This window comes from Sporosarcina sp. P37, assembly GCF_002109365.1.
GTDB lineage: Bacteria > Bacillota > Bacilli > Bacillales_A > Planococcaceae > Sporosarcina.
The window spans coordinates 872,387-893,464 of sequence record NZ_CP015349.1 but is presented as its reverse complement, the minus strand read 5'-3'; the positions used below and the strand labels follow the sequence as shown (position 1 = coordinate 893,464).

Annotated in this window: 20 protein-coding genes; 11 read left to right on the top strand and 9 right to left on the bottom strand. The window is 45.7% G+C overall.

The genetic code is table 11. From position 1 onward, the window contains the following. Positions 1–24: 24 nt before the first annotated feature. The 4 genes from SporoP37_RS04750 (at position 25) to SporoP37_RS17230 (ending at position 3,162) form a co-directional block, all read left to right on the top strand. Positions 25–510: a sigma-70 family RNA polymerase sigma factor gene (locus tag SporoP37_RS04750; RefSeq protein ID WP_232329807.1), complete on the top strand. Its 486-nt coding sequence runs from the start codon at positions 25–27 to the stop codon at positions 508–510. After that, positions 497–1,573: a S26 family signal peptidase gene (locus SporoP37_RS04745; protein WP_085430371.1), complete on the top strand. Its 1,077-nt coding sequence runs from the start codon at positions 497–499 to the stop codon at positions 1,571–1,573. The genes SporoP37_RS04750 and SporoP37_RS04745 overlap by 14 nt, the downstream gene beginning before the upstream one ends. A gap of 329 nt (positions 1,574–1,902) precedes the next feature. Beyond that, complete coding sequence (locus SporoP37_RS04740; RefSeq protein ID WP_085430370.1) at positions 1,903–2,295, top strand: hypothetical protein; 393 nt, start codon at positions 1,903–1,905, stop codon at positions 2,293–2,295. Positions 2,296–2,682: 387 nt separating this feature from the next. After that, positions 2,683–3,162 carry an OsmC family protein gene (locus tag SporoP37_RS17230; protein WP_158233612.1) on the top strand — a complete coding sequence of 160 codons (480 nt, stop codon included), beginning with the start codon at positions 2,683–2,685 and terminating at the stop codon, positions 3,160–3,162. A gap of 86 nt (positions 3,163–3,248) precedes the next feature. Here the strand turns inward: SporoP37_RS17230 and SporoP37_RS04730 are convergent, their stop codons facing one another. Further along, positions 3,249–5,003, bottom strand: coding sequence for a GMC family oxidoreductase (locus SporoP37_RS04730; RefSeq protein WP_085430368.1), 1,755 nt, complete (start codon positions 5,001–5,003; stop codon positions 3,249–3,251). A 26-nt stretch (positions 5,004–5,029) separates the two neighbouring features. Then, entirely contained in the window at positions 5,030–5,845 is an 816-nt protein-coding gene (locus tag SporoP37_RS04725) for a gluconate 2-dehydrogenase subunit 3 family protein (RefSeq protein WP_085430367.1), read from the bottom strand. A 346-nt stretch (positions 5,846–6,191) separates the two neighbouring features. Between SporoP37_RS04725 and SporoP37_RS04720 the strand changes: the two genes are divergently transcribed. Beyond that, a complete protein-coding gene (locus SporoP37_RS04720; RefSeq protein ID WP_099662744.1) occupies positions 6,192–6,764 on the top strand; it encodes an SCO family protein in 573 nt (190 codons plus the stop codon). Between the two features lie 108 nt (positions 6,765–6,872). Here SporoP37_RS04720 and SporoP37_RS04715 read toward each other — a convergent pair whose 3' ends face one another. From SporoP37_RS04715 to SporoP37_RS04705, 3 genes are all read right to left on the bottom strand, one after another. Further along, complete coding sequence (locus SporoP37_RS04715) at positions 6,873–8,009, bottom strand: CapA family protein (protein WP_085430365.1); 1,137 nt, start codon at positions 8,007–8,009, stop codon at positions 6,873–6,875. A 198-nt stretch (positions 8,010–8,207) separates the two neighbouring features. After that, a complete protein-coding gene (locus SporoP37_RS04710) occupies positions 8,208–9,182 on the bottom strand; it encodes a bile acid:sodium symporter family protein (protein ID WP_085430364.1) in 975 nt (324 codons plus the stop codon). Next, positions 9,179–10,579 (bottom strand): FAD-binding oxidoreductase, encoded by a 1,401-nt coding sequence (locus SporoP37_RS04705; protein ID WP_085430363.1) that lies wholly within the window; start codon positions 10,577–10,579, stop codon positions 9,179–9,181. The genes SporoP37_RS04710 and SporoP37_RS04705 overlap by 4 nt, the downstream gene beginning before the upstream one ends. 340 nt (positions 10,580–10,919) lie before the next feature. Between SporoP37_RS04705 and SporoP37_RS04700 the strand changes: the two genes are divergently transcribed. The 3 genes from SporoP37_RS04700 to SporoP37_RS04690 all read left to right on the top strand — a co-directional run bounded on the left by SporoP37_RS04700 (position 10,920) and on the right by SporoP37_RS04690 (position 13,713). After that, the gene (locus SporoP37_RS04700) at positions 10,920–12,146 is read left to right on the top strand and encodes an ATP-grasp domain-containing protein (RefSeq protein ID WP_081242543.1); all 1,227 of its coding nucleotides are present in this window, start codon (positions 10,920–10,922) and stop codon (positions 12,144–12,146) included. Positions 12,147–12,148: 2 nt separating this feature from the next. After that, a complete protein-coding gene (locus SporoP37_RS04695; protein ID WP_081242542.1) occupies positions 12,149–13,162 on the top strand; it encodes a YheC/YheD family endospore coat-associated protein in 1,014 nt (337 codons plus the stop codon). Between the two features lie 167 nt (positions 13,163–13,329). Beyond that, positions 13,330–13,713, top strand: a complete 384-nt coding sequence (locus SporoP37_RS04690) for a CotY/CotZ family spore coat protein (RefSeq protein WP_198160051.1) — start codon at positions 13,330–13,332, stop codon at positions 13,711–13,713. Between the two features lie 150 nt (positions 13,714–13,863). Here the strand turns inward: SporoP37_RS04690 and SporoP37_RS17640 are convergent, their stop codons facing one another. Both SporoP37_RS17640 and SporoP37_RS04680 read right to left on the bottom strand, forming a co-directional pair. Then, the gene (locus SporoP37_RS17640) at positions 13,864–14,565 is read right to left on the bottom strand and encodes a hypothetical protein (protein ID WP_085430362.1); all 702 of its coding nucleotides are present in this window, start codon (positions 14,563–14,565) and stop codon (positions 13,864–13,866) included. A 36-nt stretch (positions 14,566–14,601) separates the two neighbouring features. Beyond that, complete coding sequence (locus tag SporoP37_RS04680; protein WP_232329806.1) at positions 14,602–14,985, bottom strand: hypothetical protein; 384 nt, start codon at positions 14,983–14,985, stop codon at positions 14,602–14,604. Positions 14,986–15,267: 282 nt separating this feature from the next. Here SporoP37_RS04680 and SporoP37_RS04675 point away from each other — a divergent pair, with 282 nt between their 5' ends. Next, positions 15,268–16,155, top strand: coding sequence for a 5'-3' exonuclease (locus tag SporoP37_RS04675; protein ID WP_085430360.1), 888 nt, complete (start codon positions 15,268–15,270; stop codon positions 16,153–16,155). Here SporoP37_RS04675 and SporoP37_RS04670 read toward each other — a convergent pair. Then, positions 16,144–16,659, bottom strand: coding sequence for a C39 family peptidase (locus SporoP37_RS04670; RefSeq protein ID WP_085430359.1), 516 nt, complete (start codon positions 16,657–16,659; stop codon positions 16,144–16,146). The genes SporoP37_RS04675 and SporoP37_RS04670 overlap by 12 nt on opposite strands. A 283-nt stretch (positions 16,660–16,942) precedes the next feature. Further along, positions 16,943–17,263, bottom strand: coding sequence for a thioredoxin family protein (locus SporoP37_RS04665; protein WP_081242536.1), 321 nt, complete (start codon positions 17,261–17,263; stop codon positions 16,943–16,945). Between the two features lie 165 nt (positions 17,264–17,428). Between SporoP37_RS04665 and SporoP37_RS04660 the strand changes: the two genes are divergently transcribed. Together SporoP37_RS04660 and SporoP37_RS04655 are read left to right on the top strand one after the other, a co-directional pair. Then, entirely contained in the window at positions 17,429–19,855 is a 2,427-nt protein-coding gene (locus SporoP37_RS04660; RefSeq protein ID WP_443028535.1) for a 3-hydroxyacyl-CoA dehydrogenase/enoyl-CoA hydratase family protein, read from the top strand. Between the two features lie 27 nt (positions 19,856–19,882). Then, entirely contained in the window at positions 19,883–21,058 is a 1,176-nt protein-coding gene (locus tag SporoP37_RS04655; RefSeq protein WP_085430357.1) for an acetyl-CoA C-acetyltransferase, read from the top strand. The last annotated feature ends 20 nt before the right edge of the window (positions 21,059–21,078 follow it).

The following is a 21,078-nucleotide window of genomic DNA, read 5'->3' as shown; positions in this document are numbered from 1 at the left end:
AAAATGAATGAAATGGATCAAATAATGAATGAGCATTCGCGCTATTTGGTGCGTATTGCGTATTTATACGTAAAAAACTGGTCAACCGCGGAAGATGTGGTGCAGGAAGTATTCGTTACGTACTTCCAGAAAAGCGATCAGTTCCGCAATGAGGCATCTATTAAAACATATTTAACGAAAATGACAGCCAATCGTGCGAAAGATTATTTGCGCTCCTGGAAGCATAAAAAAGATGTGGTGTTCGAAACCATTTTTGTTTCGTCCAAAAGTTCAGAACAACAATTATTGGAACAGGAGCAGCTGGCCTCACTTGAAAAGCATCTGTTCCAGCTGCCGCTCAAGTATCGTGAACCGCTGCTTTTATATTATTATGACGAGCAATCGATCGCAGACATTGCAGAATTTCTCGGGTTGAATGAAAATACCGTCAAAACCAGGTTACGCAGGGCAAAGCTGCAGCTTAAAGAGTTTTTCGCGGAAGAGGAGGCAGAAACTTATGAACGATTTTAAACGCAAGCTGGACCAAATGATGGGAGACACAACGGAACAGGAACGCCGGATCAAACAACGGGTGCATGAAAACCTTCAGCCTCCGCGGAAGAGAACATTCTCCTGGCAGGCACTGCTCGTCACGGCCGCTCTGCCGGCAGTCGCCTTGCTGCTGGTGTTTAATCTGATCTCGGACAATCAGCTGTCTTCTGATCAAGGACCGGGCACACCGTATGATCCGCTCGATGATATGGCACAAATTTCTGCACTGCAAAAGAAGAATCAGTTATCGAACGTTGATTATGAAGAATTCGCCAATTTGCCCGAAGTGAAGAATGTTGACAAATTATTGTTTATAGACAGTGAAGCATTTTCATTGCAGTGGAGTACCGATACATTTCATACCGTGATTGAGCGGAAGGCAGATATGTACGATGCTATTGTCTATGAACCGGGGGATATCGTCCGCACACTGACGAATACGAGCAGTCATTTGCCGACATATGCGGGGGTTTACTATGAAATAGTGGCGGTTCCGGGAGATCGTGTCGTGCTGAAAGACGGTCAGCTGAAAATCAATGGCAATAAATTATCATCTGACTTGATGAAGCGCTACGAAGAGAACAACGTCACGATTGCAGGCGGATACGACCAGCTTTTGAACGCGCGGGAATATTTATTGCTGAATCATTTCCCGGCTGAAGGCACCGTGCAAGGGGCTACGATTACACCTGTCCATAAAATTTTCGGGGAAGTCGTAGGTCTTGCAACGGAAGAAGGCACTGATTCCATCTATATGGATTATCTGACAGACCGGCTGCAGGCGGACTATACACCAGAGCAATATTTTGATTTGTATTTATACGATCAGCTGCTGAACGGAAATAAATTACCCGGATCTGCCGCATTTGCACAATCCACCAGGGTGGGCGAACTGTTCCTGGAAGCTGCCTATCGACGGGCAACGCCGCTGTCTGCGAATCAGACAGAACTTCGCTATCACTATGGGCGTGAAGGCGTGGCGGAGATTGTATTTACTATGGGAAGAAATACAGACTCCGAACCGTGGACAGTAAAAGACTGATTTCAATGAAATGAAAGGGGGTGATGCCGGCATCTCTCAACAAAACCAGGTTGGGCAACTGTTCAATACAAGCCGTCAACCAGCCGCTCGCGCAATAGAGCCTGCCTGGTTTTCGTTATATCTACAAAGGCATAACAGACAAAATGGGGCATATCATAAAGAGGATACCGGGCCGGCATCACTTCAGCACAAAGCCATCAACCAACCGCTCGCTATATAGAGCCGGTCCGGTGTTCTTGCATACAAGTTTCACTTTAGCCTCTCCTGATTGCTTTAAGAGATGCATGATGAAACACCATTCGTGTATACTCAACACAGGAGATGATACTATGGCAATCAGCAGAAAAGACTACTTACAGAAAATCATTCGATTACATGAACGCTTGATTATAGCGTCAGAAGAATATGAAGGCATATCCGAAGAATTCATTGAAAAGCAAGAGCTTGATATTCCCGCAATGAAAGAACAATGGCTAGTGAAAGTGGAAGAGTTCAAGCAAATACTGGCAGACATGAATGCCCTGGAAATTCCGAATGCATTTCAGACAGAAGGCAAGGAGCTGCAAGAAGCATACGCAACATTCGTCAGCTGTGTGGAAGAGAAGACAGAGAAGTTCAGTGTAGAGGCTATGGAGAATGGCGTGCTGGATGCACTTCAGTCAAAAGAAATGCATGCTGCGGAGGATATGGAAGAGTTGATTGAGAGTATGTTTGAGAAGTGAGATGGTCGAGTGAAAGTACATGGGAAAAAGAATCATAATTATTCGATGTAAACTGTAAGCATAATGTGCTTGCAGTTTTTTTTACGGATTCATTTAAACAGATAAGGGTGAATAGGTATGTGGTGCTGCCTGGCTGCGGGCAGTTATTATCACAGCAAGTCCCGGAAGCCCAAACTTGGGGGAATCTGTTCATTGATTACTTTTCCAAAAGATGTTAAAATCCACTCAGTTAACGATTTCTTAAAAATACGCTATGATTTGTTCGGCTTACTTTTCAATATCAGCAGTGTGCAGGACAGAACTTCCCGTCTCAATACTTCCAGCCATATCAATTTTTTCTGTGACATGTATAATGGATACACAACTAAGAAGCAGGAGGCACTATATATGAGTACTACAAAAATCATGACAGAAATAAAGAAGCTGATAGAAAAAGATCCGTCGCTTGCGATCAGCGAATGGCAGGGTACTTGCCGATATGTTGTAGGGGAAATGATCTCGCTGGAAACGAAAGACTTGCAGGAGATTGACCTGCAGGGGATTGCGCAGCCTGGAGAAAAACAAGTGATGCCGATTGAATTATTAATTGCGGCAGCAGCTACCAGTTTCGGTGTGACATTTCATTTGGAGGCCCATCAGCAAGGCGTCACGGTAGATTCAGCAGAAATCGTCTTTAATGGAATATGCGACAAAGCGCCATTTTTGGGAATTAAAAGCGGGGACAGCGGTATTACCAAACCGATGATCAGCCTGTCTGCAGAGTCAACAACGAATAAAGGACATCTTTCTGAAATTGCGGCGATTGCAATCGAGCGTTCGCCAATCCTTTCCAGTTTGAAAGAGAAGGTTATATTGCATATTAAGTGATGTTCGGCATTGCATATACTCACACAAACATACGCCTTCTCCCTGTTACGCTATACAAGGGGAAGGCGTATTTATTTCATTTATAATCAGGCATTTTTCTCTAGAGCTTTTGCGGCTACATTACCGCCTTCTTTTAAGTACTTGATCATACCTTCCGCTGCACGGTAGGCGAATGCCCCAATTGTAACAGTCGGGTTATAGTTACTGTTATGCGGGAATGAGGAGCCGCCCACAACAAACAGGTTTTCCATATCCCACATTTGTGAATACGTATTGACTGCGGAATTTTCAGGAGAAGCCCCCATGATTGCACCGCCGAAGAAGTGGTCCGTGTAAAATTTATGGTCGAACACGATATCATCTTTTACGACATCGACATTTATTTTGTCCGCGCCCATTTCTTTCATGATTTCTTCACAGCGCGCTACACCGGCTTTTGCCCGGGCGATATCCTGTTTTGCATAAGTAACAGTAACGCGAAGAAGAGGATTGCCAAGCGCGTCTTTATACGTCGGATCCAGGTCCATATAGGATTCTTTGTTTGGCAAGAAGCCGCTTTGGGCTGTGATGAATAAATTACGGTTAAAATATTTTAATGATTGCTTCTTAAATTCTTTACCCCAGCCCGGCGTGCCTTCAGGAACCGAGTTATGCGCAATCGGACGTGTTCCAAGCTGACTGTAGTGCACTTCGTAACCGTGCAGGAAGTCGAGATTCGTATGGTCTTCATTGTCGCCGCTGAAATCATCGATCGTTGCACCGAGTCCGCCTGTGCCCATAAAGTTGTTAAACTTTTTATTGTCAAAGAATCCGCGTGCACCGATATAGGTCGACAGATTATTAAAGTGGCCTGTAAAGTTCTTCCCGATGATCCCCTGACCGGTTACCGGATCATACGGCTTTCCGATTTTGGATGTCAGAAGGAGCTTTGTGTTGGTGAAAACAAAACCTGCAAGCACCACGAGATCAGCAGGCTGCTCGAATTCTTCACCTGTTGTCGTATCCGTATACACTAGCCCGTTCGCTTTTTTGCCGTCATGACTTACGCGGCTGACGAAGGCATCATTGCGGATTTCCATCTTGCCGGTTTTCCTTGCTGTTGCTAGCACCGTACCGATTGGATCACCTTTTGCACCGAAGTCACAGCCGTATTCTTCACAAAATGCACAGTATACACATCCGTTGATTGTTTCCCCGTCTGGATTGGTATACGTTTGAGAAGCGTTAGCGGACGGAATGCGATACGGATGATAGCCAAGAGCTTTCGTTGCATCCATGAATAAGCGAATGTTCGGTGTTTCTTTCATCGGTGGATTTGGGTATTTATCGGAACGAGGGGGACCAATCGGGTTTTCTTCACCTGAAATGGCCGCTGTTTTCTCGTATTTATCATAATAGGGCTCGAGCTCGTCGTATGTAATGCCCCAGTCCTGCATCGTCGACTCTTTTGGGATTTTCTCTTTGCCATAGCGCTCGACTGTTTTACTGTAAATCTCGAAATCATATGGCAGCCAACGGAAAGCCATGCCGTTCCAGTGGACACCTGCGCCGCCTGTATGGTTTCCAAGGCGTGCATTCATATTATTCCGTACAGGCATTGCCTCTTTACTCATTGAGTTTCGCGATGTAATTGTATCTTTATTAAGTTCTTGCATGAGGTCATAACGCTTGGAATAGCGTAATTCATCTTTTGTTCCGATAAAGTCTTCGTGCTTTTTGTTTTTACCCCGTTCCAGCACGACGACGTTATATCCTGCTTTCGTCAGTTCCGCTGCCGCAATTCCTCCGACCCAACCGGAACCGACGATGACCGCATCTACTTTTTCTAATTTTTTTACCATTGCATGTCCTCCTTATCGTTCATTTCTTAATGTCCTTGATAGTCTCTTAAACTGACTGGATCCATCTTTTGGAACTCGTCCAGTTCAATTACATTTGCATAGGAAGCTACAGCACCCGGGAATTCCTTCATCTTCCAGCCTTCCATATTCACGTTCCCTCCATAAAGTGGATCGCAATAAGCGCCTTCCAATGTTGCCTGTTTCAATAAAATGAAGAACTCTGATGCCTTTACGCCTTTCATAGCGACTTTGTTCGCTTCAAAATCAGTCATAATCTCGATTTGCTGTTCTTCGCTTGCTTGATCAAATGTGACGTTAAAGCGTTTTTCGCTTTCTTCGTCCATTTTACGAAGACCAAGCAAGAAAATGCTGCCGCGGTCCAAAATGGATTGTTCACCGCCTGGACCTGCTGTTTGATCGGCTTCTTTCAAATCTACTGCGTACGGGCTGTGGCGGTAGTCACGCCCGTTAATGCCCCAGCGGCCTGCCAGTTGTTTGTCGATATAGTAGGGGACACCCAGTTTGATTGCACCCGGGCCAAGTTCATCCTCCGGGAGAATTTGTTCTGTGGAGGCCATCAATACTTTAAAATCCTGATGACGCGTGAAGAATTGTCGTGCCTGTGTAACTTCCAGTGCATTATTGCTGTCATTTCCAGCTGTTTGGTTATCTGTTTTATTGTTTTTCTTATCCAATCCGCCTGTCAGAAGACCTCCAAACAGTGATCCCCCCACAAGTCCGCCAGCAACTAACCCAGTGTTCTTCAGGAAGTTTCTTCGGCCCATGTCTTGCTCATGCTGCGGTTTGTTATTCACATCTTTCGGTGGCTGATGATCTGCCATCATAATCCCTCCTCATACATAATAAATGAAATATAATTTCGCTTGGTAAAGCATACACACTTATGTTTACCCAAAATCCTTTCATTTAGACAGATTCATACTATACATCTGTATTTTTTTCAGTTTTTGATATAAAGTAATGAAAAAATAAAAGCTGCAGCGCAGGTGACGTCAATAGAAGCGTGCTGCACTGCGCTGAAAATCCTGCAATTTTATTGGAATGGGGAAGAGTGTGGAGAATGTATAAACGGGTATTTGAGAGATAGACTGGAAAATGAAGTTATGCATATAAATGAAGGAATGTGTATTCCTTCGTTTCGGCATACTATGATTAGGGAGGATGTTCATGAAATTAAGAGCAGCTTTATTTCTTTGCGCTGTCACACTCATGCTCAGCGCATGCAATCATACAATCGAAACGAATATGTCCGAGATGATGCCCGATTTCAAATTTGTCACCCAAGACGATGAACCGCTCGGCCTGGAGGATCTGAAAGGGGACTGGTGGATTGCATATTTCTCCTATACAAACTGTGAGACCATCTGTCCGCGCACGACTGCTAATATGGTCAGTATTCAAGAGGAGTTAAAAGAAGAAGGTTTGACACCTCAAATTATCTCGTTTGGCATTGACCCGGAGAGGGATACGCAGGACGTGCTGAAAAACTATGCCATGGATTATGGAGCTGATCTTAGTACCATGAGTTTTTTAACCGGTTATGATTTTGAAACAGTCCGGGATCTTTCCATGAATACGTTTCACTCCATATTGGAAAAAGGTGCACTGGATCAGCGTGCACACAGTTACTTCTTTTATTTAGTCAGTCCAAAAGGAGAAGTGGTGAAAAAGTACGATGGCATCACGAAGAGCCAAAATGAATTGCTCGTGGAAGACGTGAAGACCGTGTCAGGAAAGTAAGACAAGCAGCCGTTATGCTTCGGTTCTGATACCCGCTGAATAACGGCAAAGGAGCTGCCCGGAAAAGTCACAAAGACTTTACGGACAGCTCCTGTACTGTTTTTTCGTTTACCATTTTGGCACGCCAACGTGGCTTTCGACCCACTCTTCACTGTAATGAATCGTTGCGTTCGCCTGATGCAGCGGCACAACTTTAAAGCGGTTCTGCTGATTCCTGATGACACCTGTCGGGAAAAACCGCGGGTCATCGATTGTCACTTCCGTCAGGTCGCCTGTTTGTTCCTTCGTCACTGACAATCTGGCAATCCCGCCAAAATTCGTGTAATCAAACGGCTGGGCAGAGTAGAAGTTGCCGAGCGAGAAGAAAACTTTTGTGTTGCCGACTTCACCATAGCGCTGCAGTACATGCGGGTGATGCCCGAAAATGACATCGGCACCTGCATCTGAGACGAATTGCGCGAGGTCAGCCTGGTCTTCCGAGGTTTCTAAATGATACTCCGGACCCCAGTGCAGCGACACAATCGTAACGTCCACCAGCGGCTTCATCTCTTGGATTTCATTTTCTATCCGATCCCGGTTGATATAGTTGACCAGGTATTCTTTGTCCTGCAGGTCGAGTGTAATATTAGTTCCGTACGTATATGCCAATACACCAATCTTGATGCCATTCACATCAACAATTCGCTGAGTCTTACGGTCTTTGAAAGATTCATAAGCCCCGACATACGGCATCCCGAACTCTTGCGCGTGTTCAATAGATTTCCGCACCCCGATTTCACCTTTGTCGAACGTATGGTTATTGGCAAGAGTAATCATATCGACACCTGCGTTTTGCAGATCAGGAATGATATGCTTAGGACTGTTGAATTTCGGATACGTGGACAGTCCAAGTTCCGTTCCCCCCGGCATGGATTCCTGGTTTGCCAGCAGGAAGTCGATTCCGGTCATTTTCTCTTGTACCGCTTCAAAGGCAAAGTCGAAGCTTGGATATGTATAGATGGGATTATGCAGCAGCACATCTCCAACCATCCCGATTGTCGCTGTACTGATGGAGGTCTTTTCTATTTTTTGTTCTGTTTCGACTTCCGTTACGGCCTCTGCCGAAGTCACCGCTGAGTCTTTACTTGCGTTTTCTTGCGGTCTGTCAGAAAGCGCATATTCTCTGGAATTCCAGTCTTGCCATAAAATTACGCCTCCTGCAATCCAAATAACCAGTAATGAAGCGACAAGCCATTTTCTTTTCAAAGTAATCTCTCCATGTCAATTTGTCGGGTTTTCCATATTCCGCCTATATAGCCTAAACATAGCACACTATTCGCGCGCTAACCATTGAATCCGGCAATTGTAACAATAAATTAATATTGGAAAATAAAATGTTACAAAAAACATCAGGCTTCGAAATCTTCTTAAGAGATCGAAGCCTGATGTGCTTTCTATAAGTGGTTATAAATCTACTTTTGCGCGTTTGATTGCGATATCCGAATCTTCCCCGCCAGTCTTTTTCTTTGACCAGATCGTTGCAAGAATAGGGCCCGAAATATTATGCCAGATTGCACCCCATACACTTGGCAGGGCGGCAAGCGGTCCGAAATGGGCAGTTGCGAGTGCGACGCCGAGACCGGAATTTTGCATGCCGACTTCGAGTGAAATCGCACGTCTGTCGTTTTCATTCAAACCAAGCAATAACGCAATGAGATAGCCGAGCAGGAGCCCCAGTCCGTTATGCAGGAATACTGCGATAAACACAATTACTCCTGAACTTGCGACGTTCCCGCCGTTGGCAGACGTCACAGCAGCCACGATGATGAGAATCGCAGCGACGGAGATAATTGGAACGACGGAGACGCTTTTTGCGACAGCCCCGGGAAAGAACCGCTGAATAAGCAGTCCCAGAACAATTGGTATGATAATGACCTGAACGATGGATTTAAACATCGACATGGCATCAACCGGAAGCCATTGTCCGGCCAGCACTAACAATAATAACGGCGTGACGATTGGCGCGAGCAATGTGGAAAGTGAGGTCATCGCGACTGATAACGCAAGATTTCCTTTTGCCAGATAGACCATAACGTTGGATGCAGTGCCGCCCGGGACACAGCCGAGCAGCACAAGGCCCGCCGCTAATTCAGGAGGCAGCTTCAATAAGTACGCGATGCCAAATGCGATCAGCGGCATAACGACGAACTGGGCAGCGACACCGATGATGACCGGCAACGGATTCGTCACAACAATTTTAAAGTCAGCTGCGCGCAATGTCAGCCCCATTCCGAACATGACTACGCCGAGCAAAATCGTAATGTACGCGCCTAACCCCAAGAAAGGACCGGGGAACATGAATGCGATGACTGCGGTAATAATGACCCACACTGCAAAGTATTTCCCTGCGATGGAACCAATCATTTCAAGAACTTTCATAGCTTTGTCTCCGTGCTGTCAAGTGGAAGAATTTTATTTGGATTAAGCAGGTTGTCCGGATCGAGTGCCCGTTTAATCTTTTCCATCACAACTAGAGCAGCGCCGTGTTCTTGTTCCTGGTACTTCCGTTTGCCTGTCCCGACACCGTGCTCACCTGTACAAGTACCGCCTCGCTCCAATGCGTAGAGAACGATTTTTTCGTTCAGTTCGTCAGCCTTGGCAATTTCTTCAGGATTGTTCACATCCATCATTAAAAGTACGTGGAAGTTGCCGTCACCTACGTGGCCCACAATTCCTGCGGGCATATCGAGGGATTCTACTGTTTCTCGCGCGTGATTCACTGCATCCGCCAGTTCTGAAATTGGCAGGCAAACATCCGTCACCATCAGTTTCTTTCCGGGATGTGAATGGATGAATGCATAGGCAAGGTTATGGCGGGCTTCCCATAGCCGATTTCGCTCTGCGTTATCCGTTTCAAATGCCACATCTTCGCAATGATGATCGGCAACAATTTCTTTGGTGAATTCGACATCCTGCTGCAGCCCGGCTTCATTGCCATGGAACTCAAGGAACAGTGTGGGTTTTTCCTTATAGTTTGTTTCGCTGAATAGATTTACTTGTTTCATGGATGGCTCATCGACCAGTTCGACGCGTGCAATCGGGATGCCGGCCTGTAAAATCGATACAACCGCTTCCACTGCATCGTTTACAGTCGGGAAGGAAGCGCGTGCTGCTGTCGTGAATTCCGGAATTCCATAGACGCGTAATGTCAGCTCTGTGAAGCAGCCAAGAATACCTTCCGATCCAACGAATAATCCGTTTAAATGAAGACCGGATGCTGATTTTGCCGCTTTATTGCCTGTGTGGATTATGGTGCCGTCTGCCAGTACGACTTCTAGATCACGGACCTGATCACGCATGATCCCGTATTTCACGGAAGTGGTTCCGCTTGCGTTCGTTGCTGCCATTCCGCCAAGTGTGGCATCAGCGCCCGGGTCGACAGAAAAGAACAAGCCGTGTTTTTTCAGTTCTTTGTTCAGCTGAGAACGAGTGACTCCGGGCTGTACAGTCACTAGAAAATCCTCAGCCTGCACACTGAGGATCTGATTCATATGGGAAAAGTCAATCGTAATGCCGCCGTTTTCCGGAATGACGTGACCTTCCAGACTGGAGCCAAGGCCGTATGGCGTGACGGGGACGCGGTGCTTGCTGGAGACGCGCATAACGTGACTCACATCTTCGGCGGATGAAGGGAATACCACGATATCCGGTAATTTCATTGTATGGTAAGACTCATCTTTTCCGTGAAGTTCACGCACGGTTTTATTGATAGTCACCTGTTCTTCAGTCAATACCTCTCTTAAGGCTTGAATAATAGTTTCTGTTGCTGCTGTCATAGTTGATCTCCCCTTAAATGATGAATTGGTTGTATCACGCACAGTTTTGCTGGCTGACATGCGGTTGCTATAGATACAGTTATTATTTTATTATACTTAATTATCAGAATAGCACAAAGGTTATTTTATTAAATTCAGGTATTCTGCCTGTGAAGTTACCCGGTTTTTACATGTGAAATGACAGAATGCTGAAAACATTATAGTGGCTTGTTCTAAGGCCTATCAGACTTACAGTGCATTTTCATATGAATAAGAGAATGAAAAAATACAAGTGGCCACTTATTTTGTTCATTCTGCATCTGCACGTGATGTATAGGTTTTGGCTGAGGAGAGTGAAAAAATGAATACTATTGTTTTTGTGGAAACTACGAAAAGTGGTTCGAGCAGGGAAGCGATAAAAGCTGCGGATAGAATGGGCTATGTGACGGTTTTGCTGACGGAGAATGTGAAATTCATCGATCAGAGACTGGAATTCCCAGACGTCACGGAAATGATCCACGTAAGTGAATTGACGGAGGAGCAGATTCGCGCGAATATCCGCCTCTTACAGAAGCAGGGACGCAAGATTAAAGGGATTTTCAGCTTTGTAGATCCGTTTGTATCGATGACGGCATTGCTCATGAATGAATTATGTCTGTCGAAGATTTCAGGGGAATCCTACAGGAAGATGGAAGATAAAGTGCTGACCAGAACCGCACTGGCTGATAATCCAGTAACACCGATGTTTGCTGTTTATAATCCGGAAAATAATCTGCAGCAGTTTATCGCAGAAGAACACCGCTTTCCGCTCATTATTAAGTCCCCGTTATCGAAAGCGTCAAGGGATGTCTATCTGGCAGCAGACAAAAAAGAAATGACGACGATGATGAGGCGGATGCTGAAACTGTATCCAAATCAGAACATTGTAGTAGAAGAGTATTTGGATGGACCGCAATATTTGGTGGAGCTAGTCGTTGATCATGGCGAACTTCATATAGTCGCCGTAATCAAGCAAGATATTAAAAAAGAGTTGAAGTTCATTATCACGGGTTATGATTTTCAGCTCCAGCTCGAGAAAGAATTATATGCCACGCTTTATCAGGCGGTGGAATCTATTTGTCACGACTTGGGCGCAAAGCATGTGGCGTGCCATATAGAATTGCGCTATGTGCGGGGTAAATGGAAATTGATTGAGTTAAATCCGCGGATATCCGGCGGCGCGATGAACCGGATGATTGAAGAAGCATACGGTATTAACTTGATGGAAGAGACGTTAAAACTGTTTATGGGTGAAGAAGTTGACTTGAAACGAAAGCACGAACGTCATCTGTATACACACTACATTACTATCAGCACGTATGGATATCTATTGAAGGTAACAGGAAAGAATGCGGCGATGCGACAGGAAGGGGTGCGGGAAGTATATGTGAAACCCCGAAAAGGTGCCTATATGACACCGGCCGTTTCGATGGGAAGCAGATACGGATATGTTATGGCGACCGGCAATTCATCGCAAGAAGCTAAGAAAAACGCATTACAAGCCGCGAAAAATTTGAGGTTTTATATTGAACCTGAAGAGGAGAGATAGAGATGGTGACAGTAGGAATGTTGCATACAAGGAAACATCCGAAAAATGTGAGGAAAGCTTTTGCCTGTGCAGCGGTTGCTAAAATGGAAGGTGTTGGATTTTATTACTTTTCACCGAAAGATGTAAATTTTACCGCACGCCGGATTATGGGCTATGTCTATGAAAATGGCGAGTGGCTGCAGAAAGACCTGCCATTTCCGAATGTCATTTTCAACGCGGTGGGCATGAAAACGGATGAGGAAATAAAAGTCTATCAGCAGCTTAAAGATCTCATTCCGTTCACATCTTATTCAATCGGGAATAAAATGAATGTCTACAAACGGATTGAGAAAATGCCGGAGTTCGCAGATTACTTGATTCCGTCGATCACAATTGTGAATGCCGCTGAAGTGTTTGACGCGTTAAAAAAATATGAAAAAGTAATTGTAAAGCCTGTTTCCGGAAGTCAGGGGAGAGGTATCTGGTTTATTGAACAGGATGGGAAAAAGTACTGTACGATTTCAGGGGCAAAACACCAAACAATGAATAAAGAAGAACTGACGGAAGTTTTGCAGATGCTCATAAGTGATCAGGCGTATTTGGTGCAGCCGTATATTTTATGCCGGACAAAAGAAGGGAATCCGTATGATTTTCGGATACATGTGCAAAAAGACGGGCAGGGAAAATGGATGATTACAATCATTTATCCTCGAATTGGAGCCAAGGACAGAGTGACGAGCAATATTTCCCGCGGCGGCAGCATGGGCACGCTTTCATCCTTTTTAGAAAGGGAGTTCGAGGGGGAAAGCAGAAACATCCGAAAGATTTTACGAAAGTTTGCCGAACGGTTCACAAATGAATTTGAAAAATTATACGACGTTGAATTCGATGAGCTAGGAATAGATATTGGTGTCGATGAAAATCATAAGCTTTGGATATTTGAAGTGAATTGGAGACCAGGGAATGGCCAACTGGCGTTTGATGTAGCTAAAAATTTAATTCCGTATGCAGTTTATGTTGCTAATAAAGCAAAATAAGAGAATGTTTTAAATTAGCGCGTACACACCATTCAGTATGCTTCTATTGCAAACCCACAAGCAACTGCCTATCTCAGCGTCAATCTTTGTAATATATATAGGTAGAATGTGTTTATGACAATGGAAGGAGAGAAATCATGAATCATCCTGAATGCATATGTCTTTCGATGAAAAAACTGCTTGAAGAACAACAATGTCTTTCCAAACTGGGTGCCGATCTTCAATTTGTCTGCAAACGCTCCGTCCACGATACAATTCCTTTCAAACTTACAGGCTGCAAATTACACAAGCCGTTTGGCGCTTATTGCTCCGGCGTAAAATCACCATATTTCCGGGTAGAAAAAGTAGATATTGAGACGTGCTGCGCATTATTGACCATACTTGAAGGTGTGGATATGGAGGGGTATCCGACTGACTCCTGTACAGAACTTTATTCACTTCGGAAAACAAAGAAATGTATTATTGTGAACTTGAATTGTTTTTGCGCTATCACACCACTGCCGCCTTCCTTAGTAAACAAACCACTGCCTATTATTGAGCCGAAGAAATAGACATCCTCCGCATGCAGTGCTGGAATTTTCTTAAATTAATAACAGAAGAGATTACTCTGATCGCGGCATGAAGCGGCAACCAAATAAAAAACCTGGCAATTTTGCCAGGTTTTTTGCTTTATAGAATAAAAACATACACCGGAATTCCGCTTACGTACATCTGAATGAATCAATCTTCTGTAAATCCAGTCCATAATATTCCCATCGATAATGACGCGGATCCCATCGGTAACCAGCAATGGAGGTTCTGCCTACAAATGTTGGATAGTACCAGAATCCTTTATTTCGAGACGTCCATACATACGTGTACCTGTACAGACAGCCTGCTATGCCGCCCGGATCCACAGCCCGTAATAGGGAATCCGGATAACTTGGCGTCTGGCTCGGCGGTGCGGATGTAGGTGCACTTTGCTCAGGGCGCTGGCCGCCATGCTGTCCCGGATAGCCGTGTTGATCTCCGTGATGTCCGCCGGGATAGCCATGCTGATTTCCGTGATGTCCGCCGGGATAGCCATGCTGATTTCCGTGATGTCCCGGAAAATTAGGCTGCGGCGGATATCCCGGGAATCCTGGGAATCCTGGCTGTCCGGGATAACCATGCTGCCCTGGGTAGCCTGTTTGTCCGGGATACCCAGGCTGCTGCCCAGGATAACCATGCTGTTGCTGCCCCGGATACCCTGGCTGCCATGAATGGTTCGGCTGACTTGGCGGCGCATGGTACGGCCACCCTTGCTGCTGATATCCTGGTTGCTGCGGCTGGCTTTGCTGATGATACATTTCATATTGTGGCTGCTGTCCCGGATAACCATCGGGCAATTTAGGGTACCACATTTCTTCTTCCTGCTGACTCAAACCATCACTCCTTCAATTCTATTTGCACCTGCAGCGTCAGACGCATCGAAACGCATCGATCCGCTGCAAGTCAATCCCGATATACTCCCATCGGAATCTGTTTGCGTTCCATTGAAATCCTGCCACTGACTGTCGGCCGACGAATGTCGGATAGAACCAGAAACCGCGTCTCCTGGAAGTCCATACGTAGGTAAAGCGGTACAGGCAGCCCGAAATAGCACCGGGATCTACCGCAAACGTCTGGAATTCAGGATAGCTCGGGATTTGACTGGGCGGCGCGGTTGTAGGTGCAGCAGCCTGCCCGCCTTGCCCCGGCCGATTCGGTTGCTGCCCCGGAAAATTCGGTTGTGCAGGGAAAGTCGGTGAACTTGGGAAACCCGGCTGTGGCGGGAAACCTGGTGAACCAGGGAAACTCGGCATGCCCGGAAACCATTGGGATCCAGGAAACCCTTGTGAACTTTGCTGCCCTGGAAACCACGATTGCCAAGGGGAAAATAATTGTGCCGTCGCGAAGCCTTGATACTCGTTTTCTTGCCAAGATTGCGCCGGGTATTGCGAATACCACATATACTCATCTTGCGGATTCAAATGATAACGCCTCCTTTTCTATTCGTTTTATCATATGCAGCCTGTTGGTCATTTGACCTTATCCTCTCTTCATTCGTCAGCTGTGTTAAACTATAGGAAAGGAAGTGGAACAAGATGAATGAAAATAAACCTCATATTTTAGTAGTGGATGGAATGGCGTTATTGTTCCGTTCGTTTTTTGCGACGGCACACAGCGGACAATTTTTCCGCAATGCATGGGATGTGCCGACGAATGGCGTCCAGGGATTTGCGCGGCATACGATGAGTGCCATCTCCATTTTTCAGCCGACTCATTTGGCGGTGTGCTGGGACATGGGAGCGAAAACATTCCGCAATGACCTATTTGCAGACTATAAAGCACACCGGCCGGCTCCTGCACCCGAATTGGTTCCGCAGTTCGACATGGCCAGAGAAGTATCTGAAGCTTTGGGATGGAAGAGTTACGGGATTCCGAATATGGAAGCGGATGATCTAATCGGTTCGTTGATTGAGACATGGAAAGGTGAAGCGAAGCTGACGGTAGTTTCGGGCGACAAGGATTTACTTCAATTATTGCAGCCTGATGTTTCGATTGCGTTGACGAAGAAAGGATTTACACAGTACGACGAATACAATGAAGCGCGCTTCGTTGAGGAATATGGAATTACACCATCACAATTCATTGATATGAAAGCATTCACGGGAGACGCGAGTGACGGTTATCCCGGTGTAAAAGGAATTGGGCCAAAGACGGCGCTGAAGCTGATTCAGGAGTACGGTTCAGTGGATGGTGTGCTTGCGGCACGGGAAGAATTAACTGCAGGTATTCAAAAGAAGCTGGCAGCCGATGGAGGCATGCTGATGATTTCGAGAGAGCTTGCCGCCATCCATTGTGAAATTATCATCGATGATCCGCTTGAAGAGCTGGTCATTCCTGAGTTCACGGCTGACACGGCAGCCATCATGGAAGAGCAGGGCTACTCCATGATCGCAAAACAGGGGCTGGCTGTTTCACCGTTTTGATGGTTCGATTTTGATGAACGTCACGATTTTTTGATTGATGCCGTAGGGAATGGACCGGACACGGCTATCGCGATTTCTGCCGCCATGGTCATGGACAAGAATGTGAAGGTCACCCTTTACGTATTCATAACCGGCCATCACTACCCAGTGATAATCAAATGAAAAATTTCCGCGCCATCTGAAGTTGAACCATTTATCAAACTTCACTGCAACGGGGCGGCCCGCGTCAATCTGCTCCATCGCCTGCTGCACATCGCATATTTTTACTGTCCAATCCGCGCCAAGCAAACGTCTGAACCTGCGGACAAATCGCCAGGCAGGCAGACCTATCTTCGTGCCGCCAAGCTTTTTATACAGTTCATTAATAGAAGGAGTCTGATCGGCCGGGAAGAAATAACGCAGCAAAACAAAAGCTGTAACAGGCCCGCATGCCGAGGGGCGGTAGCCGGGGTGAATATCATGGTCATACTGAGACTTGCCTTGGACGTCTATATATTTGGACATGTAACACTCCTCCTTCATTAATAAGTGGAACTGGATGAAAAGCTGGGCGCACATAAAACAACGGCAGGCGCTCAATGTTGCCGGCTGGGCGCTCATACATCCCGGCCAGCGCTCAATGTTATCGGTTAGCCGCTCATAACATCAAGCGGCGCGCTCAATGTCAAAAGTCAAGCGCTCATAACATCGGGGCAAGCGATCTTAGCCTGCAAAAATCACACATAAATAAAACAAATGCTGAGAACGAGAAGGTTCTCAGCATTTTCGTGTGTCAGAAATCAACGGTTCAGATCTTTACGCCATCCAAAAATTCTGTCACCTGAGCAGGGGACTTGGCATTCGCGCTGTGCAAGTGTGCATGCTTCTCACCGTTCTGGAAAATAAGCAGACTAGGAATCCCCATTACTTCATACTTTTCAGCAATTTCAGGAATAACGTCACGATCCGCTTCATACCATGTATAGTTATCGTATTTCTCCACAATCGGATCGATAAACATATCCATGCGCTTACAGTCAGGGCACCAGTCTGCCTCGAACTTCACCAGTACGGGCTGATCGTTTGCAATGATTTCGTTGAATTCTTCTGCAGATGTAATTTGTTTCACAATTATCGCCTCCATTCAATGAATAGTGTACAATGATTATAGAGCATTGGGTATTTTATTGCTTATTTTAAAAAATCTGATTAAATAGCAATTAAATATTGCGAAATAGTTTCAAATGATTTATACTAGCATTTATAAGCAACGCGTATTTTTTTTACGCCAGAAATGAATGAGCATTCATTCAAAGTTGAAAAGGGAGGATTGCACGTGACTTATCAAATTAGAAAAGCGGCAGTTTTAGGATCTGGAGTTATGGGTTCTGGTATTGCAGCGCATTTGGCCAATATTGGGATTCCTGTTCTTTTGCTGGATATCGTACCGCCGAAGTTGGGGGCGGATGATGAAGCAAAAGGATTAACGGCGGAAAATCCGAAATTCCGCAACAAGTTTGCAGCAGGAGCATTGGAGAAATTGCTGAAACAGAAACCAGCACCTTTGACAACGAAGAATAACCTTTCATTAATTACACCGGGAAATTTCGAGGACCATTTAGATCAATTGAAAGATGTGGATTGGATCATTGAGGTCGTCGTTGAAAACTTAGATATTAAAAAGAGTTTGTATGAAAAGATTGAAACCGTACGAAAACCGGGAACAATTATTTCATCTAATACATCAGGCATCAGCATTGAAGCGATGGCAGAAGGACGTTCGGAAGATTTTCAGAAACACTTCCTTGGAACACACTTCTTCAATCCTCCAAGATACTTGAAATTGCTTGAGATTATTCCTACTCAGACGACATCGCCAGAAGTGGTGGAGTTCATGACAGTGTTCGGCGAAGATCGTTTAGGCAAGGGAGTCGTAATTGCGAAAGATACTCCGAACTTTATTGCTAACCGCATTGGCACGTACGGCCTGCAAGTCACATTGCACGAAATGCTTGAACGCGGCTATACAATCGGTGAAATCGATTCTATTACCGGCACATTAATTGGACGTCCGAAATCCGCGACATTCCGTACATTGGATGTAGTGGGGCTTGATACGTATATGCATGTTGCGAAAAACGTCTATGATCAAACGGCCGGCGATGAACAGAGAACGTTTGAACTGCCAGATGTCGTAACAAAAATGATTGAGAATGGCTGGATCGGAGCAAAAGCAAAACAAGGCTTCTATGTTAAGAAAGACCGCGATATTCTAGAACTGGATATGAGAACGCTTGAATATATTCCTACACAGAAAATGAAAGCGCCTTCAATTGAAATGGCGAAGCAGCAAAAAGGTTTGGCTAATAAGATAAAGACGCTGGTTTACGCTAAAGATCGTGCAGGAGAGATTTTATGGAATACGTTAACACCGACGATGCTTTACGCCGCACAGCTTCACGGTGAGATTGCCGATGATATCGTCGCGATCGATAACGCGATGAAATGGGGCTTCGGATGGTCACAGGGACCGTTTGAGATATGGGATGCGATCGGCGTGCAAAAGTCTGTCGGTCTGCTGAAAGAAGAGGGCAAAGAAATTCCTGCTTTCGTACAGTCGCTGCTCGATAAGGGCTATGAAACTTTCTATAAAGAAATAGACGGCGATCTGTACTACTTCGACGGTTCAGATTATCAGGCTGTACAAGTGAATGAAAAAGCGATCAACCTTAAGCAATACAAGAAAAAACATGGTGTTATCAAGAAAAACTCGGGTGCAAGCCTGATTGACCTTGGAGACGGCGTAGCATTACTGGAATTCCATTCACAATCTAATGCGATCGGCCTTGATATCATTCAGATGATCAACTTCGCAGTAGATGAAGTGGAGAAGAACTTTAAAGGGCTTGTCATCGGTAATCAGGGGAAAAACTTCTGTGTCGGTGCGAACCTTGGCATGATCTTGATGGAAGCACAGGATGATAATATCTTTGAACTCGATTTTGTAATCCGTTCATTCCAGAATGCGATGATGAAAATTAAATACAGCAGCAAACCGGTCGTTGCAGCACCGTTCCAAATGACGCTTGGCGGCGGGGCGGAAGTTTGTCTGCCGGCAGCGCATATTCAGGCATCTATGGAAACGTATATGGGATTAGTGGAAGCAGGGGTAGGCTTAATACCAGGCGGCGGCGGTAACGTCAACCTGTATCAGAAACATTTAAAAGGTTTGCCGAACGGTGTGCCGACTGATTACCAGCACATTGCCAATAAAGTGTTTGAATCGATTGCGATGGCAAAAGTATCAACTTCTGCCGATGAAGCAAGAGAAAATAACTTCTTAGACTTTGCGGATAGCGTGAGCGTCAATCCCGATCATCAGATCTACGATGCGAAGCAAGCGGCATTGTCTCTATATGAAGCAGGCTATACAGCGCCGAAAAAAGAGAAAGTTCCAGTGACTGGCGATTCAGGCTATGCAACGTTATTGCTGGCAGCTGAAGGGATGTACGGATCCGGTTTCATCAGTGAACATGACTTGAAAATCGCGAAGAAACTGGCATACGTCTTGGCAGGCGGTAAAATTCCGTATGGCACGCGTGTCGATGAACAGTACTTACTAGATTTAGAGCGCGAAGCATTTTTAAGTTTGGTGGCAGAGCCGAAATCGCAGCAGCGCATGCAGCATATGCTTGTAAAGGGCAAACCGTTACGTAACTGATGAGAGATAGTTAAAGGAGGAAACAGAATGCGTGAAGCAGTAATTGTAGCCGGTGCTCGAACACCGATAGGAAAAGCAGGAAGAGGTTCTTTAGCGACTGTCCGTCCTGATGATCTCGGGGCGCTGACGATAAAGGAAACATTGAAGCGTGCAGGAAATTATGACGGGCCGATTGATGATGTAATTATCGGCTGTGCCATGCCTGAAGCAGAACAGGGAATGAACGTAGCGCGAAATATTGGCGCGCTGGCTGGGTTACCGGATACGACACCTGCCGTTACGATCAACCGTTTTTGTTCGTCAGGTTTGCAGTCTATCGCTTATGCGGCAGAGCGTATTATGCTTGGCCACTCAGAAGCAATTTTGGCGGGCGGCGTCGAGTCGATGAGTATGGTGCCGATGATGGGGAATACGATTCGTCCAAACTTTAAATTAGCGGAAGAAGCTCCTGAATACTACATGGGAATGGGACATACAGCGGAGCAAGTGGCGCAAAAGTATGGCATCTCCCGCGAAGATCAGGATGCATTCGCAGTAGAATCACATAAGCGTGCAGAAGCAGCCATTAAAGAAGGAAAATTTGTCGATGAAATCGTTCCGGTTGAAGTTACGAAGCGTTTTGTCGGTGACGACGGCAAGTATCAGGAGCAGCAAATGATCTTCGAGATGGATGAAGGCGTGCGCCCGGGAACAACCACAGAGGTGCTAGGTAAATTGCGCCCCGCGTTCGCAGCCAAAGGTTCTGTTACGGCAGGAAACGCATCACAGACGTCTGACGGTGCTGGAATGGTCTTGGTCATGGATTCAGAAGTTGCAGAGCAGCGCGGATTGAAGCCATTGGCGAAATTCCTTTCATTCGCAGTAGGCGGCGTACCACCCGAAATCATGGGGATCGGGCCGATTGAAGCAGTGCCAAAAGCATTGAAAATTGCAGGGCTTTCTATTGAAGATATCGATCTGTGGGAGCTGAATGAAGCATTTGCCTCCCAGTCACTTGCTGTCATCCGTGAGCTTGGACTAGATATGGAAAAAGTGAATGTCAACGGCGGTGCGATCGCGACAGGTCATCCGCTGGGGGCCACAGGAACCGTCTTAACATTAAAATTAATTAATGAACTGAAACGTCAAGGGAAAAAATACGGTGTCGTTACGATGTGTATCGGCGGCGGAATGGGTGCAGCGGGAGTATTTGAAGTTCTATAAATAAAAAAACGTTCAAACAG

What these genes read in the sequence shown, in the direction of transcription:
- SporoP37_RS04750 (WP_232329807.1), top strand. Translation starts at nt 25, where the DNA reads ATGAATGAGCATTCGCGCTATTTGGTGCGTATTGCGTATTTATACGTA.
- SporoP37_RS04745 (WP_085430371.1), top strand. Translation starts at nt 497, where the DNA reads ATGAACGATTTTAAACGCAAGCTGGACCAAATGATGGGAGACACAACG.
- SporoP37_RS04740 (WP_085430370.1), top strand. Translation starts at nt 1,903, where the DNA reads ATGGCAATCAGCAGAAAAGACTACTTACAGAAAATCATTCGATTACAT.
- SporoP37_RS17230 (WP_158233612.1), top strand. Translation starts at nt 2,683, where the DNA reads ATGAGTACTACAAAAATCATGACAGAAATAAAGAAGCTGATAGAAAAA.
- SporoP37_RS04730 (WP_085430368.1), bottom strand. Translation starts at nt 5,003, where the DNA reads ATGGTAAAAAAATTAGAAAAAGTAGATGCGGTCATCGTCGGTTCCGGT.
- SporoP37_RS04725 (WP_085430367.1), bottom strand. Translation starts at nt 5,845, where the DNA reads ATGGCAGATCATCAGCCACCGAAAGATGTGAATAACAAACCGCAGCAT.
- SporoP37_RS04720 (WP_099662744.1), top strand. Translation starts at nt 6,192, where the DNA reads ATGAAATTAAGAGCAGCTTTATTTCTTTGCGCTGTCACACTCATGCTC.
- SporoP37_RS04710 (WP_085430364.1), bottom strand. Translation starts at nt 9,182, where the DNA reads ATGAAAGTTCTTGAAATGATTGGTTCCATCGCAGGGAAATACTTTGCA.
- SporoP37_RS04705 (WP_085430363.1), bottom strand. Translation starts at nt 10,579, where the DNA reads ATGACAGCAGCAACAGAAACTATTATTCAAGCCTTAAGAGAGGTATTG.
- SporoP37_RS04700 (WP_081242543.1), top strand. Translation starts at nt 10,920, where the DNA reads ATGAATACTATTGTTTTTGTGGAAACTACGAAAAGTGGTTCGAGCAGG.
- SporoP37_RS04695 (WP_081242542.1), top strand. Translation starts at nt 12,149, where the DNA reads ATGGTGACAGTAGGAATGTTGCATACAAGGAAACATCCGAAAAATGTG.
- SporoP37_RS04690 (WP_198160051.1), top strand. Translation starts at nt 13,330, where the DNA reads ATGAAAAAACTGCTTGAAGAACAACAATGTCTTTCCAAACTGGGTGCC.
- SporoP37_RS04680 (WP_232329806.1), bottom strand. Translation starts at nt 14,985, where the DNA reads ATGCCGAGTTTCCCTGGTTCACCAGGTTTCCCGCCACAGCCGGGTTTC.
- SporoP37_RS04675 (WP_085430360.1), top strand. Translation starts at nt 15,268, where the DNA reads ATGAATGAAAATAAACCTCATATTTTAGTAGTGGATGGAATGGCGTTA.
- SporoP37_RS04670 (WP_085430359.1), bottom strand. Translation starts at nt 16,659, where the DNA reads ATGTCCAAATATATAGACGTCCAAGGCAAGTCTCAGTATGACCATGAT.
- SporoP37_RS04660 (WP_443028535.1), top strand. Translation starts at nt 17,429, where the DNA reads ATGAATGAGCATTCATTCAAAGTTGAAAAGGGAGGATTGCACGTGACT.
- SporoP37_RS04655 (WP_085430357.1), top strand. Translation starts at nt 19,883, where the DNA reads ATGCGTGAAGCAGTAATTGTAGCCGGTGCTCGAACACCGATAGGAAAA.